Genomic DNA, 15,744 nt, shown 5'->3' on the forward strand with positions numbered 1-15,744 from the left:
AGCTTAATTTAATGGTCGAATCCAAATTTTTATGAAATCGGGCAACCATTACCATTAATTATCAATTAAAGCCTCTTAAAATTGAAATTTGCATAAAAAGGGCCTTTAAAGCCTTAAAAAGAGGTTTTAAGGCTTAGTTGAAGTGAGTCTTTAAGAAATTGGTTTTAGAATTCTGACAACATGTCTGAAGCCACCAGCTGTAAAAAATACTCCTTCATCACATCAGTGTGTTCCAAGTTCTCAAGCTCCCCGGCATTTAAGAATGAGAGATTGGAAGATTAATTCGATTCCAGGAAATTTAGCGAATAGCCGAACCAAAGGTCATAATAAGCTAATGATACAATTTTTATTATATAGTACCAGTAATTGATGGGACAATCTGTTTTAAAGTTATTATTGATTTGTGCAGCCTCACAAACGAATGGAAAAATATACAGATATGGATAAGCAGGTCCTAAAACCATAAAGAAATATAACTTTTTGTTCGTCGGCCTTGTAATTTAATTCTTTCTTCTAAGATATTTAGAATAAATATTAGGGGGCTGGTGAGCTTATTTCATACTAAATAATATTTATTAATATGGTTGTCACATTTTATCAAAGCGGTTGTCGATTTATAATGTGCCATGAGAACCCGTATTTTAGCCATTGCAGTTATTTTGTCTTAAATGAATATACAAATGTCGTATAATATATATTATGTAAAGTAACATATGTAACCTATATCTACAGAAATGGTTTCAACCTCTCCACTCTTTATTTCACATAACCGGCGTCCCGATTTCCACCCTGTGCTTGTTCTACCTCGGGATCAGGAGTATTAAGGGGTTACACTCGTAAATAGTATAGATTCTAAACCAATAACGTTCATTATTTACTTGCTCGGTGATAGTTGATCTTTCTCTTCCCTTTTTAAAGTATCTGTCTGGTTTCAGAGGAATATTCAGGAATCGATTAATAAATATATTTGACTGAATTTTAATTGTGACTTATTCCATTTTATAACCAATTGATATCTGTATTCTTCTATCCTTTTCAGTATATTTTATAACGGTATTATATACTTTTTCTAAATTAAATTATTAACCATACAAAATATTCTAACTCTTTATTCACAATTCTATACATCCATCGAATTTCTCCATTCTGTGAAATTAAAATAGACGACTTCCTTTTTTATTAAACGGTTGGTGATCAGATAACATTTGAATTAAAATGGAATTCTTTCTGAGGATGGAGAGTGTGCCTGAGTAATATCGGTTCGTGTTTAACAACACAACTTCCCTGGAAAAGAATGCTTACGAAGTGTTTTTAAAAACAAATTCCAATTTGGGGAAATTGGAATGAATTATATTAATGGAAAGAAAATAGCCTGTTTTTTCTTAAATTTATGTAGTAATTATTATTAATATTGTGTATAAAAAATTAATGGTCATCCTGTTTTTGATATATCTTGTTTTAAAAACACGACTCGGCAACTCAAGTCTGTATACCATTGATTTGATTAGTTTCAATCGCACAAACCAACCATACACCCTAACCACTCAATACAACCAACTACCTATTATGAATAATTCAACCACCAGTGCTATGAAAAACGCAATCAACCACATCACCACGCTGCTCGCCAAAGTCTTCTCCATTGTCCTTATCGCCGGGCTGGTAGCCAGCTGCGCCTCCGTTGCCGACTCGGGCTTCGAGCAGAGCGACGTCGAAGAACAGCCAACAACCGTTGATTCGGACACCCCGGAGATCGATCCCGCGCCCACATCTATCGATGATGAGATGGATCCGATCATCACAGGAGGCCCAAGAGGCGGTCGGTAATCCCCCGGATTCATGATTATCGCACAAACCAACCATACACCCTAACCACTCAATACAACCAACTACCTATTATGAATAATTCAACCACCAGTGCTATGAAAAACGCAATCAACCACATCACCACGCTGCTCGCCAAAGTCTTCTCCATTGTCCTTATCGCCGGGCTGGTAGCCAGCTGCGCCTCCGTTGCCGACTCGGGCTTCGAGCAGAGCGACGTCGAAGAACAACCAACAACCGTTGATTCGGACACCCCGGAGATCGATCCCGCGCCCACATCTATCGATGATGAGATGGATCCGATCATCACAGGAGGCCCAAGAGGCGGTCGGTAATCTTCCGGCGCCCATGATCACCGCCCGATTTGTCATATAGTTTTGTTTGAAAATATCCGATAACCTTGACTACTTGGTTATCCTTCACGGATGGATAAACGTTTGTAACAGGCAGTGAAGATTATTGAGAAGACTGATTCTTCTTTCTGTGGTAAATAAGCTGTAACTGTACAACTTATTTGCTATTTTCTTCTGCCATGTATATCTGTCTGGTTCTTTTACTCTTTTTTCAGGCGGACAGGCTCCCATCCGGAGAACCTGAACGGCAAATTTATACCTATGTTCAACAGGTCCAAAATGGAAAGTCTGTATCCGAATCGCTTTGGTCCCTCTCACAAATTTATCTGGAAAACAGCGAGTACCGGCAAAAATTCTATGAAATTGGACGGTCACAGGATGCGGAATGGATGGAGATGTTCGACCTCCACCCTTCGGATCCATTCAGGTTTAATCCTCCCGCACTACATAAATTGGCTCTTCATTTTGGGGATGAATACCTGCTTCTCTACCTGCTGCTCCAGACGGAATCGGGTACGGATCGCCGTACCTACTTCGAGGAGTTCTACTCGGCCGTCCCGAACGGGCATTTGAAAGACCTTAACCAAAAGATAGCAGTAAATCCCGTTATTAATGCAGGAGATTTGCTACAGGACAGATGGGATTTTTCTACCTTCCTGATCCTGTTCTATCCAAATAACCTTGCGATTGAAGGTGGGCAGTTTTATGAGAAGGTTGCTCAAGTGCTGCAGGAAATGATCCGCCGGAATGCCGCACCAAACCCGCTGCAGAGAGACTTCCTGTACGCCTCACTTTTGGAAGCCCTCGACCGGGCTGGGAAGAACCGATCGATTCTCCCATATTACCGCCAAATGATCGATTTGAATTCTCTGCCCGATGTTTACTTGAAGAGAAATCTTTATTGGAACCTGGATGTGGCCCTCTACCGGGCGGGCTATATCGACCGGAGCCTTGAGGTGCAGCGAAGAAAAACCATTCCGCTTTCACGAATGACCGGTGACAAAAGCAGCCTGAATACCATTCTTACCAACCATGGCGGATATCTCTACACCATCGGCCGGTTCGGAGAAGCTAAAGAGGTTTTTACCTCGCTTCTCGCCGATACAACTGATCTTTCTCCAACCATTCATTCACGTATTCTCAACAATCTGAGTCTCGCCCACTATAAGCTTGGGGAAACGGACCGCTATCTTGAAACCCAGATCAAAGCCCTCAATCTTGCTATCGAGAGCGGAGATCACAGCGACCAGCTAAAGATCTACCGAAATCTCCATATCTACCATCGCAACAACCGGAACCAGGACCTCGCAGAAACCTATATCGAAAAAGCACTTAACATTGCGGAGACTATACAAAACAGGAACGAATGGGCCTCCGTCCTGATTTCCAAAGCGGATTATTATGACCGTTTTCTCAATGATACAGACGGCGCTTTCTCTCTGCTTTCGGATGCACAATTGTTACTGGAGGATTCGGGCAGCGAACGGCTCCGTGCAAGAATTATTTCTGAAAAAGCAAATCTCCATAAAAAAAGAGGTGAATATATCCAAAGCCGCGACCTTTACTCCGAGGTCATATCCATCAGTTCTAAAAATGACAATAACCGGGGATTCCTTCAGGCTCTTGTTCATTTGGCCGAAGTGGAACTGATGATGGGAGATCCCGGGGATGCTCAAAAGACCATCGACGAGTTTAACAGGTATGACCTGTCGGTCGTCGATTTTGATGTCCTGGTGAATGCCCGGCGGATTGAAGCCGAAGTTGCATGGACCGAAGGCAGAGTCCGGGATGCGGAGGCATTGATTGCTGACATATACCAGCAGGTGGTGGAGAGAGCCCGGAATTCTGCCAACAGGGAAGCAGGTTACTGGCATGTCGAGGAGGCCTATCTCCACCTGTTCCGGCTCTATGCAGAGCTTCTAAAGGAGCAAAACCGCCCGGATGAAATGGTAAACGTACTGGATCAGCTGAAAACCATTAATGATGCCGCACTGGTCGACAATCCGCTTGTAACCTCGGGTCGCCTTTCGGAAGAGGAACTAACCGAAAATCTAAGAATTACACAGCAACTCGACAATCTTCGAAAAAAACTCATAGTAGCAGATGAAAACGAAAAACTTTCGATCCAAAACGAGATCTCGGCGCTGACTGCACGCAGAAATCAACTCAGGCAGCAAAAATCTTCCTCATCATTGTTTCAAACCACTTCCCTTTCGAATATTCAGTCACGGCTCCGGAAAGGAGAAGGGATACTTCATATAACCCGCATCATGGACAGTTTGTATATGGTCCAGATCGACCGGCAGGAGATCACCATAAATAAACTCTCATTTACAGAATCGGAAGAAATGTTATTTGAGGAAGCACTCCATGGCTTAGCTACCGGTGAAACCGATCTGGAGGTTCTTTATAATATTTATTCATGGCTGGAACTTGACAAACTTCCGGAACACTGGACTTCTCTTATTGTAGTGCCGGACAGTTATCTCTACCAATTGCCTGTTGGAGTTTTACCGGCCTCTTCCCCTTCTTCCCCCTTAAGTTACGGCTCGTCAGAATACCTGATCGAACAGATGGAAATTCGTTATCTGAATAGCCTGAAGGATCTTTTCAGAACCGAGGCTGAGCAGACTTATACGTTTGATTTTACCGGCATCGGCGTCTCAGATTTTGAACATACAGGCGATGAAAGGCTGCTATCCCTTCCCAATGCCTCCCAGGAAGTGCAAAACATTACAGAAAGAATGAATAGTGTTGGAAGGACAAGGGCTTTTTTGGATTCTGAGGCCACTCCCCTTGCCTTCAGGTCCGGTGTATCGGATTCACGCATACTTCATGTTGCTACGCACAGCAAAATTTCTGAAGATAATCCTCTTTTTTCAACCATTTATCTCCATCCTGGTTTAGATGAAGAGTCCGGGGATTCTCTGTCCGGTCAAATTTTTGCTTACCAGCTTTTTGATATGGACCTGGAAAATGAATTGATCATGCTCAATTCCTGCGAATCGGCTTCGGGAGAGTATTTTCAGGGAGCCGGAATTATGGGATTCAGCCGCACATTACGGTATGCGGGTGCGCAAAGCCTTGTGTTGAACTTGTGGCAGGTAGAGGACCAGCTGGCATCCGATTTTGCCATCGATTTCTATGAAAGTTTGAGAGAAGGCGAAACAAAACCTGCAGCTCTTCGTGAGGCAAAGATTGATTTTTTGAAAAACAAAAATGCCAATCCACATTATTGGGGTGCTTATATGCTAAATGGGGATCCCCGCCCTGTCGTTGATAAGTTTTATACAGAGCCTCTGTTTGTATTTATGATGTTTTTACTTGGAGGACTTATTTTTTGGGGATTATGGCTGCTACTAAAGCAAAACAATGGCAATGAGATTCATTTTATTCCATCTCCTCTCCCAAAGCAGTAAGATACTTCTCTGCTACACGGCTGTAAGCTCCATCCAGTTCATATACATTCTGAAATGCTATTTTCGCCTTTTCCGGTTCACCGAGCTGAAAATAGGAATTGCCCAGGTACCAGTAGGCTTTTTCCCGGGTCAGCAAATTAACGTCCGGTTTTTTTGTAACCCTGTCAAACCTGGAAAGAGCTTCCCGGTATCTCCCTGCATTGTAGAGAATGGAGCCCGACCGTATAAGAAGAAGGGATTTTGTATACACATCATCGGTTTGATTCAGTTTCATATCGATCATCCGGACAGCCCTGCCATAGTTTCCCTGGTTGGCAAGCTCGATGGCTTCTCTCGATATTGCTTCATCGCCCGATGTACCCTCTGCAGACCGATAATAATTAAGCTCGATGCTTGAAACAGCTTGAACGGATTCTGTCGCCTCACTCGTGATTTGAAAAATAAAAAATGTCCCTGCTATCAATACCAGAGCGGCAGAAAGGTACCAGTAATTTTGGGGTTGTTTTTTATTTGTATTCCTTATTCCCTCTTCATGATCTTCATCCTTAATTTTGTTAGTATCTGTAGTGGTTTTTAAATAGCGCAAAGCCTCACTGTCGTGAATTAACTCCCTCCAGAGTTCATCCACCTCTCCGTAATCCAACTCACCCTCCACATAGAGGTCTATTTTTTTCTTTAGTTGCGAGTCAATATCTCTACCCTTTTGTTTTGTAGTTAATATTACTGCTACATATTATAATACAAAATTTTAATAATAATTACTACATCAATATAAAAAAATTAGACGCCCTTTCCTTCTTCCCGATCAATCGACTTCATTGTACTTTAGAATCCTGGCTGATCAGAGGCAATTCAATATAAACAGTGGTCCCTTTTTCCTCTTCACTTTCGAGCCAGATACTCCCTCCGTGTGCATTCACAATCTGTTTGGAGATGGAAAGCCCGAGGCCGAATGATTGTTCACCGGAAGTGCCCTGCCGCTTGGCTTCTGTAAACATATCGAAAACTTCCTCTTTTAAATCGTTCGGAATTCCGATTCCGTTATCCTGAACCGAAAGAAGAACAGTTTCGGTCGAATGTTCCATACTCAATCGTATGGTAGAATCTCTGTGGCTAAATTTGATAGCATTACTTATCAAATTTCCGATTACCCGCTGCATCGCATCCCGATTCAGTGAGACGGTGGCATCTCCTTCAAAATCAAGCTCTATAGTTTGCCCTTTTTCTCTGGCTCTGAACTGCAAAACATCCACGCAACGTTTAAGAAAAGGCCGCATTTCTGTACGCTCCTTTTTTTTCGATTTGTACCCGTTTTCAAGTTCCTCTAAAATATTACTATCCATGAGCTCATTGATCAGTTCCATGGCGTGATTGCTTGAATCGTGTATAAGCCCGATCATTTTCTTGTGTTCGTCCGCCAGCTTCTCATCAGAGCGAAGCATCGACGAGATTCCTTTAATGCCGGTGAGGGGATTTCTCAAATCATGAACAACCATATTCATAATTCTGGTTATGGTTTTATTACTTTTTTCCAATTGCAATTTCTGATTGAATACCTGTTTGCTTAAATCCGCCAATTCCTGCACATTTTTTTTCGACTGTGACCAGTTGCGCCATATCAAAAAGAGAATAACAATGGTTAAAAGTGAAACAATAACTGCCATCAGAAGATACATCTCCCCTAATTCACTTTCCCGTTGTAACCGGCCGATTTCATGCTGCTGCTCGGAAAGCCGGATTTGGGCTGCGATATCTGTTGCACCCGTATCCACTTTATTTTGCAATTTTGATTCCTGCAGTTCCATATACTGCCGGTAGGCGGCATACTCCTGTGCCTCATTTCCTGCTCGGGCGAGCCATTTCCACCGTACCCGCCACCAACTCAGCTCTACTTTCTCACTCGAAACCTCATCCAGCCATTCCCGCGTCTGTTCCAGCTCCGTTTTGGCCTCTTTCAAACGGCCCGCGTTTACATAATATTCGGCAAGTCGCAGCCGAGTCAGCTCCGCATGCTCATTGGCATAACCACTCCGCTCGTTGATGGCAATACTCTTCTTCCAAAAACGCTCTGCTTCCTCCTCTCGCCCAAACTCTTTATTTGACGTTCCCATATTGCCATATGCTACTCCTTTTGCCTGCTTCAGATAATGACGATGATTCGCATTTTCCGAAAATCTCCCCGATGATTCCGCCTCCTCCAACAGAGCAAGGGCCCACTCGTCGTAGTAAAGCGCACTGTCGGGCATCTGCAGTTCTCGGTAGTTAGAGGCCAGATGATGGTAATGATTGAACGTACGCCGGAACCAGGAAAAATCAGAGTGTGCGCTACAATCGGCAGATAGCCGCCAGGATCTGGAATAAAAATCGATGGATTTTCGATAGTTTTCCTGCTCATAGCTTATGCTGCCCAGCCTGCATAAATATTTTGCGGCAATGCAGGGCGCTGTTTCCGGGTTGATCATCTGCCAGCCCTGAACAAAATACCGGATGGCCGTTCCGTACAAGTGCTGATGCTGTTGAGTCTCTCCCTTTTTTAAAAGCGCATATAAATGAAGTATATCATAGTCCGAATCATTCTGTTTTTTTTCAAACAGTTGCAGGGTGCTGTCCGCATAGGTCTCGGCCAGTGCATAGTTTTTTCTGTATTCGGAAAAATAGTAGCTGATTGCGATATATTTCCGAAACAAATTTTCAATTTCGGGTTCCGGGGATGCCTGGGCTGCAGAGTCCAGGAAGGCTACGGGATCGGGATGCCCCGCCCAAACAAGACTGTCGACATGGGTAGAAATTTCATCGGCCATTTGTTTAATCTCACCATCTCCATCGACGTTTTTGAAATCCTCTGAAATCATACACGAAGAAAAGACACAAATAAAAAAAAAAGCTGCAGTTGTAATTTCTGTAAAACCTGGAAAAAAGGTCCTTAAAAATTTAGCTGGTATCGTCATGATTTCTTCAAACTTTTCATCTGACATCGCTCAAGAATTACTCCCCGCCAAAATCAGGATCATACTTTTAAGCCAACGATTTCAAAAATCGTATCTCTTCACTCCCGTTATTTAATTAGTCTCGCCTTAAGAAGTCCTTTTTAGAAAATTTCACAGAGGGAAAAGCCATGGTTGGAGCTTTTTAAGTTAATATTTTATTTTCCTGTTTGCTCCATCCGCCGGTTGGCAGTTTTATCCATCATAAACTACGATATTTTAAGTGTTATGCAAGGGTTTTCTTTTAAAATCCCAATACCAATCCTTACTGGTAGAGATGTTCTCCAACGTGCATATCCAGTACTAATTTACCCGGAGCAGATGGAGCAAAATCATCAAGCCAAAAATAAATAATGCCTGATTTATACTTAGATCCTTATGTTAAAAAAAAATCCCCATAATTGCTATTATGGGTTACAATGGCCCGGCTTTTATTCACTGAAAACATTTATAATCATGTTAGGCGCTGTCGACCGGTCACAAATATTCCGGTTGTTTTCCGGATGGATTAGACTGGAATATAAGCGGCAGAGAAGTAGTCAATGGTTCGCAGAAAGCATTTCTTGAACAGCTTTGAAGTCGGGCAGCTTTCCGGAATCCTCCAGTACTTCCCGGTGCCGAATGATCCCCTCCCTGTCAATAACAAAGACTGCGCGCCTTGATACGCCTTTCATCCCATAATAATCATCCTGCAATACCTGGTAACGCCGTGAGACTTTCTTATTAAAGTCACTCAGCAGTATGAAATTCAGGTTTTCGGATTTTTTTAGTACCCCCAGCGTAAAAAAGCTGTCTACGCTGATTGCGATGACGGTAGCACTGAGGGCATTATACATTTTCATGTTATCACGGGTTGTGCAAAGCTCTTTGGTACAAACATCTGAAAAGGCCAGCGGGAAGAACAGCAGTACGACCTTCCTTTTTCCTTGAAAATCGGCCAGTGATACCTCCTCACCCTCTGTATCGGGGAGCGTAAAATCTGGGGCTTGTGTGTTTTTTTCAGGAGTCATGAACTTAAATAAGATGTATTATAACAAGGTTAAGAGATTAGAAAGTCCACCGGCAGTCGACCTCCAAATCAATTGTTAGAAGACTTTGAAAAACCAGGGATTTTGTCAAGGTCAAGCTCCGGAAAGGTTGTCCTCGCAGCATATAGCTCATATGTGAGTATTTCAACCGACCGATAACGCCGGAATTAAGCAAAAATAATAAATAGTGTTTGTGGAGCAATGCCGGATTAATACTCTAAGGCTCATGCCAAGGGATAATGTAATAACTCAAAACCAATGATCAGTTGTTATGGGCATATTTATAGCCCAGTACAGTGGTTACAATCCCCCCCGCAAGCACCAGTTTCCAGAGCCAGGACAACGATTCCCTGGCTTCCGCCGAAAAACTCCAAAACAAAATATAAGCCAGAAAAAATAAACCTATGCCTGCCAATATGATGACATATGTCCGTGAGCGATAGCTATAGAGACCGTACATCATGAGAGAGACCATCAACGCTCCTCCCTGGTAGAGGAAAAACATCCATTTTTTCAAGACAATGCTATCATATACAAAAAAATATGAGATGATGATAAAGAGTGGTAGGGCCGTATAAATTAGGGGAAATTGAGCGAATACAGGCTTCGATTCCCGTATGAATATGGCTAAGGCACTAAGTATAAAAGCAAGGCAGATCAAATGTCCCCATTCAACTATAAAATCAACTACGGCTGTAACGGCCGAGGTAGCAAAAAATCCGCCAATGACAGCTGTTGCCTCCATAAAAGTAAATATAAAGGCCGCAATAGTGAGCCCCAGAAATTTAAGGCGTCCCCTGCCCTGTGCAAACTTTATAAGTTCAAAAGCGGCATAACCGCTTGTCAACATAAGCAAAATATCAAACCACAGCATAGATAAGCACCGGCCTATGTATTGTTAACGGGATCTTCCCCGTTTTTCTGCTGTCTCTGTTGGCGCTGTTGTATTTCCCTCTTGGTTTCTTTTTCCTTGCTGTACTCCATAACCTGACTGGCAATATTTTTTAACATGCCCCGCTCAAAGCGGATCATCTGCTGCATCAGGTGAACCAATAAAAGTTGTTGATTATCGTTATAAATAGTTGTTTCCCAATCTATTAGAGGTATATTCTTCATGGCATTAACAACGCCGGCCCGGTGCTTCGAAATTTTCTTGAGAACCTTCTGTATATCCTCAATCTCCCCGTCAAAATCAAAGCTCTCTTCAAAATGCGCGAATTTGTCTACATGAGTGGGACGCTCGCTGTTGAGAGCATCTTCGAGGATGGAACGATAGTAGGAGGTCTGGGCATGGTCAATGAGCAACAGGATTTCTCCAATGGACCGCTTGCCGGGCGGGGACTGGTCGTAAGGGACGCTTTCAATCACATACTGGAGGGCATCAGCTTCGTCTTGCAGATACGCGGCATCTTCAATCAGCCGCGTTACCTCTTCCCGGGAAACTTTTTGGTCAGCCATCATCTTTTACTATCGTGCCCAGGGTGATTCGGCTTCAACATTGTCATTATGTTCTTGTTGTTCAAGCATTTCTACCAACGAGAGACCGGAATTAAACTCACGGTCGCGATCGCGCACGGAATGGATATTGTTCTCTTCCTGGAAATCCCAGAACTGGCCAAACTGCCGGTTTCGGTAATTTCGCAGAAAATCCAGTCGTTCTTTGAGGTCCTCTTTAGGAACCAGCAGTCGCTGTTTGTCATAAATAGCCTCTTCCCTTGATTCAAAAACAATATCATAATCTTTACTCATGACGATCGCTTCCTCGGGACAAACCTCTTCGCAGTAGCCGCAGTAGATACAGCGCAGCATGTTAATTTCAAAGAAGTCGGGATAACGCTCTTTGGGATCATCCGAGTCTTCATTGGCCTGCATGCTGATAGCCAGCGGGGGACAAGCACGGGCACAAAGTCCGCATGCTACACATCGCTCTTTCCCTTCGTCTTCAACCAAAACAGGGCGGCCGCGAAAAATAGCCGGAGGGTCCCACTTTTCTTCGGGATAGCGCAGGGTAACTTTAGGCAGAAACATCTGCTTCAGGGTATACCAAAGCGCTTTAAAAATTTCGGGCAGATATAAATTTTCCAAAAAAGATAACTCGCGCTCGCGCTCAAAATTTTCATTGAGCGTATTGGCACGCGGCTGTTCTAAATTTTGCGGTGCTGCCATTGGTCTTCTTTTAAGAAATAGTGGTTATAGCTCTGTTTACTATTGAGTGGAAAATAACTCATTAAATGATTCCCATCAAAGGTAAAATCATTTCTTTTTAAACGTCATTGTTATTGGCACTCCTTCAAAGCCGTACTCCTCCCGGATTTTGTTCTCAATATAACGCCGGTAATTGGCCGGTAGCTCTTCGGGGATATTCATAAAAAACTTGAACACCGGGGGACTTGTTTTCACTTGTGTGCCGTATTTAATCTTAAGCGGCACTCTCCTTCGGATAGGCAGCGGCTTTTCTTTAAGAATTCGGCCGATAAAGTCGTTTAGTTCAGGAGTGCTGATTTTCTTTTTACGCTCCTCAAGTACCCGATCGGCCACGGTTATGACTTTGTGGATTCGCTGTCCACTTAATGCAGAAATGGAGACAATGGGAACATATTCCATCATAGGTGCACGACTGTAGATATATTCTTCAAATTCCTTGTGGATATTCGTGTCCTTGTCAGGCACCAGATCCCATTTATTGAGTACGATGACAATGCCCTTGTTGTATTTTTCGGCTTCCCGGAGGATATGCTTGTCCTGAGCTTCGAATCCCCGCATAGCATCAAGCATCAGAATGGCCACGTCACACTCCTTGATAGCCCGGTCTGTGCGAACCGTACTATAGAACTCCACATTTTCCTTGACCTTTCGCTTTTTTCGGAGTCCCGCCGTATCAACAAGGATATAGTCCTTGCCTTCATACGTCAGTTTGCTGTTTATAGAGTCGCGCGTAGTTCCGGGGATATCGGTCACAATACACCGTTCATGATTCAGCAGTGCATTGACAAAGCTGCTTTTTCCCACATTGGGTCGGCCCACAACAGCCAGTTTCGGCGTCGTTGTTTCCGGTACTTCTTTTTCCTCCGGCAGGCGCGATACGAGCTCATCCAGTAGGTCTCCGGTGCCCCTGCCGTTGACTGCGGAGATGGGATAAAGTTCCTCAAAACCCAATTCATAGAATTCGGTGGCGTTGAGCGTTCGCTCATCATTATCGGCTTTATTGGGGACGAGGAGCACAGGCTTATCCTGCTTGCGAAGTAATTCAGCCACCGCTTTATCCAGGCTGGTAATCCCTCCCTCGGTGTCGACGACAAAAAGGATCACATCGGATTCCGCAATGGCAATGTGAACCTGCTCCCGGATCCCCTCCACCACCACGTCTGTGGCGTCTGGCAAATAACCGCCGGTGTCGATCACGTTAAATCGACGTCCGTTCCAAAACGATTCGCCATAGTGGCGATCGCGTGTTACACCATATTCGTCATCAACGATCGCCTTGCGGCTGCCGATAAGACGGTTAAAGATAGTAGACTTGCCGACATTGGGTCGGCCTACAATTGAAACTACGGGAAGCATGTGGACTTTAGTCTAAATATATTTGATATTGTTTTGTCACCGAAGAAAATAACGAATTAACTGCTTAAAGTAGAGTACTAACTCTATGTTACAAACCTTTTATAACAGTTTTGGATTTCTGGGATCCATTTCGATCTCATTTCTTATTTTTATTTGCTTTATTTTTTGGTTAGCTGGCGTTGCGGGCATTACACAGCTCAAAAATGACCGTACAAAACCCGTAAAACTTTTTTTTTCGGTCTTGTTTCCACCCTATCCTATTATCTGGATCTTTTGGGACATGTACACTCAAAGCCAGCTGATGAAAGAAGATCAACTCTGAAAAACAGCTGTCCTTCACATGGTTAAACGATTATTGGTGGACTCGGAAACCGGGGATTTTTTGCCACTATCAAAACCTTAGCGAATTCAAAACCGCAGTATGTATAATCAAGTGCAGGGATATGAAAGGCGGGAATGCACAGGTTGACCAAAAGAACGGTTTTATATAGCTCTCATGTATCTATTGACAGGAAATATTTTCAGTCTTTTTATTTCTAATGATACACAGATATATTCCATGCATTAACAGACACTACCAGAAATACTCACCATAAATGTTATGCTCAATGAACCGTCATTTGTCCCAGAGCATCTTGGATGGATCGAAGTGATCTGCGGGGGCATGTTCAGTGGAAAGACCGAAGAGCTCATTCGTCGCGCGAAGCGTGCGCATATAGCGGGACAAAAAGTTGTCATCGTAAAGCCTAAAATGGATAACAGGTACAGTGATGAAGATATTGTATCCCACAACGAGAATGTCCTGCCCGGACTGGTGGTCGATACCGCCGATCAGATGGTGCTGCTGACCGGAGATGCTCAGGTTATCTGTATTGACGAGGCGCAATTTTTCGATGATCAATTGATCAGTGTAGCAAATACACTCGCAAATGACGGTAAACGGATTATTGTAGCGGGACTGGATATGGATTTTGAAGGACGTCCTTTTGAGCCCATGCCCAGGCTATTGGCTATTGCCGAATATGTGACCAAGCTTCATGCCATTTGTGCAGAAAGCGGTACAATGGCTCACTATTCACAACGGGTCGTTGACAATGATAATCGCATGCTTGTGGGTGAAACCGACGCCTACGAACCGCGGGCACGCCACTGTTTTCGTCCCCCGGTCGACCAGCGACGGGGTAAGGCCGTCCCGCCCCTGACCAGGGGAAATCCCAATAATGATTCCAGCCCTTCATCATGATTGACATTCTACGCGGGATTTTAGGAATGGCGGCTATTATAGCCATTGCTTTGGCTTTCAGCAGGAATAAAAAAGAAATTAACTGGCAGCTTGTCGGTACGGGGCTCAGCTTGCAGTTCGTACTGGCCGTCTTTATTTTAAAAGGCCGGAATATGGCGGAATACTGGTCGCCACTCGGCTGGCCGAAAGATTTCTTCAGCTGGGTTTCCTCCTTCTTTGTAATCGTCCTCGATTTTACCACCGAAGGGGCCGAATTTATATTTGGGGACCTTGCCCTGAGTCCCGGCATGGACGACAGCATGGGTAACTTTTTTGCTTTCCAGGTGCTTCCAACCATCATCTTTTTTGCCTCCCTGACAGCTATCCTGTATCACTATGGTATCCTGCAGCGGTTGGTACAATATATGGCAAAAGGCATGCAAAGACTAATGGGGACTTCCGGGGCCGAGTCGCTGTCCGTGATTTCGAATATTTTTGTGGGACAGACGGAAGCCCCGCTTGTGGTTGAGCCGTATATCAAAAAAATGACCAAGTCAGAACTGCTGGCTGTTATGACCGGAGGAATGGCCACTATTGCGGGGGGAGTCATGGCTGCTTACGTACAAATGCTGGGCAACTCCTATGCCCAGGCACATGAGGTTTCGCTGGATGTAGGCCGTTTGATGTTTGCCGAACAGCTCCTTGGGGCGAGCCTGATGGCAGCCCCTGCCGCCCTGGTGATTGCCAAAATACTTTATCCGGAGACAGATGAGCCCGCAACCTCAGGAGAAGTGAAGATAGAGGTTGAGCAGACGGATGCCAACGGTATTGACGCCGCTGCAACCGGGGCGGCGACAGGACTAAAATTAGCTGCAAATGTTGGTGCTATGTTATTGGCTTTCATTGCGTTATTAGCTATGGGAAATTATTTTTTAGAAAGATTCGGTAATCTTACGGGCTTGAATGCGGTAATACCGGAAGGAAGCCTTCGCATTGAGACGCTCCTGGGATGGCTGTTGGCGCCCGTTGCTTTTATTGTGGGAGTGCCCTGGGCCGATGCAGTGAATATGGGATCGCTGCTTGGAACAAAAGTCGTGCTCAATGAGTTTGTAGCATACCTTCAGCTTTCCGATATGGTCGGTAACGCGAGCCTAAGCCCCAAAACCATTACGATGGCTACGTTTGCCTTGTGTGGTTTTGCAAATTTTTCATCCATAGCGATTCAGATCGGCGGTATTGGCGGCCTGGCTCCCAGTCGCAAGTCGGAACTGGCTCAATTTGGTCTTAAAGCTGTTTTAGCAGGTACGTTAGCCAATTTAATGACTGCAACGATAGCCGGAATGTTATTCTAAT

The 15,744-nt window shown here is 44.1% G+C and carries 12 protein-coding genes; 5 read left to right on the forward strand and 7 right to left on the reverse strand.

Annotated features, from left to right (window positions below; translation table 11 throughout):
• The first annotated feature begins 1,566 nt into the window (after positions 1-1,566).
• The 3 genes from BUB16_RS10250 (at position 1,567) to BUB16_RS10260 (ending at position 5,596) form a co-directional block, all read left to right on the forward strand.
• A complete protein-coding gene (locus BUB16_RS10250) occupies positions 1,567-1,827 on the forward strand; it encodes a hypothetical protein (RefSeq protein ID WP_073063292.1) in 261 nt (86 codons plus the stop codon).
• 71 nt (positions 1,828-1,898) lie between these two features.
• Positions 1,899-2,159, forward strand: a complete 261-nt coding sequence (locus BUB16_RS10255) for a hypothetical protein (RefSeq protein ID WP_073063292.1) — start codon at positions 1,899-1,901, stop codon at positions 2,157-2,159.
• 197 nt (positions 2,160-2,356) lie between these two features.
• The gene (locus tag BUB16_RS10260) at positions 2,357-5,596 is read left to right on the forward strand and encodes a CHAT domain-containing protein (protein ID WP_073063302.1); all 3,240 of its coding nucleotides are present in this window, start codon (positions 2,357-2,359) and stop codon (positions 5,594-5,596) included.
• Here BUB16_RS10260 and BUB16_RS10265 read toward each other — a convergent pair.
• The 7 genes from BUB16_RS10265 to der form a co-directional block, all read right to left on the reverse strand.
• Positions 5,568-6,251 (reverse strand): tetratricopeptide repeat protein, encoded by a 684-nt coding sequence (locus BUB16_RS10265; RefSeq protein WP_084088186.1) that lies wholly within the window; start codon positions 6,249-6,251, stop codon positions 5,568-5,570. The genes BUB16_RS10260 and BUB16_RS10265 overlap by 29 nt on opposite strands.
• A 160-nt stretch (positions 6,252-6,411) precedes the next feature.
• Positions 6,412-8,448 carry a sensor histidine kinase gene (locus BUB16_RS10270; RefSeq protein WP_170864358.1) on the reverse strand — a complete coding sequence of 679 codons (2,037 nt, stop codon included), beginning with the start codon at positions 8,446-8,448 and terminating at the stop codon, positions 6,412-6,414.
• Positions 8,449-9,119: 671 nt separating this feature from the next.
• Complete coding sequence (locus BUB16_RS10275) at positions 9,120-9,590, reverse strand: redoxin domain-containing protein (protein WP_073063313.1); 471 nt, start codon at positions 9,588-9,590, stop codon at positions 9,120-9,122.
• A gap of 280 nt (positions 9,591-9,870) precedes the next feature.
• Complete coding sequence (locus BUB16_RS10280) at positions 9,871-10,482, reverse strand: hypothetical protein (RefSeq protein ID WP_073063315.1); 612 nt, start codon at positions 10,480-10,482, stop codon at positions 9,871-9,873.
• Between the two features lie 14 nt (positions 10,483-10,496).
• On the reverse strand, positions 10,497-11,066 hold the full coding sequence (locus tag BUB16_RS10285; RefSeq protein ID WP_073063476.1) for a hypothetical protein: 570 nt from the start codon (positions 11,064-11,066) through the stop codon (positions 10,497-10,499).
• Positions 11,067-11,075: 9 nt separating this feature from the next.
• The gene (locus BUB16_RS10290; RefSeq protein ID WP_073063318.1) at positions 11,076-11,774 is read right to left on the reverse strand and encodes a NuoI/complex I 23 kDa subunit family protein; all 699 of its coding nucleotides are present in this window, start codon (positions 11,772-11,774) and stop codon (positions 11,076-11,078) included.
• Positions 11,775-11,861: 87 nt separating this feature from the next.
• Positions 11,862-13,169 carry a ribosome biogenesis GTPase Der gene (gene der, locus BUB16_RS10295; RefSeq protein WP_073063321.1) on the reverse strand — a complete coding sequence of 436 codons (1,308 nt, stop codon included), beginning with the start codon at positions 13,167-13,169 and terminating at the stop codon, positions 11,862-11,864.
• Positions 13,170-13,770: 601 nt separating this feature from the next.
• On the opposite strand from der, the gene BUB16_RS10305 reads away from it, so the two are divergent.
• Positions 13,771-14,412 carry a thymidine kinase gene (locus BUB16_RS10305; RefSeq protein WP_073063328.1) on the forward strand — a complete coding sequence of 214 codons (642 nt, stop codon included), beginning with the start codon at positions 13,771-13,773 and terminating at the stop codon, positions 14,410-14,412.
• The gene (locus BUB16_RS10310; RefSeq protein WP_073063332.1) at positions 14,409-15,743 is read left to right on the forward strand and encodes a NupC/NupG family nucleoside CNT transporter; all 1,335 of its coding nucleotides are present in this window, start codon (positions 14,409-14,411) and stop codon (positions 15,741-15,743) included. Before BUB16_RS10305 ends, BUB16_RS10310 begins: the two co-directional genes overlap by 4 nt.
• The last annotated feature ends 1 nt before the right edge of the window (position 15,744 follow it).

The organism is Fodinibius roseus (genome assembly GCF_900129315.1).
GTDB classification, from domain to species: Bacteria; Bacteroidota; Rhodothermia; order Balneolales; family Balneolaceae; genus Fodinibius; species Fodinibius roseus.

What these genes read in the sequence shown, in the direction of transcription:
- BUB16_RS10250 (WP_073063292.1), top strand. Translation starts at nt 1,567, where the DNA reads ATGAATAATTCAACCACCAGTGCTATGAAAAACGCAATCAACCACATC.
- BUB16_RS10255 (WP_073063292.1), top strand. Translation starts at nt 1,899, where the DNA reads ATGAATAATTCAACCACCAGTGCTATGAAAAACGCAATCAACCACATC.
- BUB16_RS10260 (WP_073063302.1), top strand. Translation starts at nt 2,357, where the DNA reads ATGTATATCTGTCTGGTTCTTTTACTCTTTTTTCAGGCGGACAGGCTC.
- BUB16_RS10270 (WP_170864358.1), bottom strand. Translation starts at nt 8,448, where the DNA reads ATGATTTCAGAGGATTTCAAAAACGTCGATGGAGATGGTGAGATTAAA.
- BUB16_RS10275 (WP_073063313.1), bottom strand. Translation starts at nt 9,590, where the DNA reads ATGACTCCTGAAAAAAACACACAAGCCCCAGATTTTACGCTCCCCGAT.
- BUB16_RS10280 (WP_073063315.1), bottom strand. Translation starts at nt 10,482, where the DNA reads ATGCTGTGGTTTGATATTTTGCTTATGTTGACAAGCGGTTATGCCGCT.
- BUB16_RS10285 (WP_073063476.1), bottom strand. Translation starts at nt 11,066, where the DNA reads ATGGCTGACCAAAAAGTTTCCCGGGAAGAGGTAACGCGGCTGATTGAA.
- BUB16_RS10290 (WP_073063318.1), bottom strand. Translation starts at nt 11,774, where the DNA reads ATGGCAGCACCGCAAAATTTAGAACAGCCGCGTGCCAATACGCTCAAT.
- der (WP_073063321.1), bottom strand. Translation starts at nt 13,169, where the DNA reads ATGCTTCCCGTAGTTTCAATTGTAGGCCGACCCAATGTCGGCAAGTCT.
- BUB16_RS10305 (WP_073063328.1), top strand. Translation starts at nt 13,771, where the DNA reads ATGCTCAATGAACCGTCATTTGTCCCAGAGCATCTTGGATGGATCGAA.
- BUB16_RS10310 (WP_073063332.1), top strand. Translation starts at nt 14,409, where the DNA reads ATGATTGACATTCTACGCGGGATTTTAGGAATGGCGGCTATTATAGCC.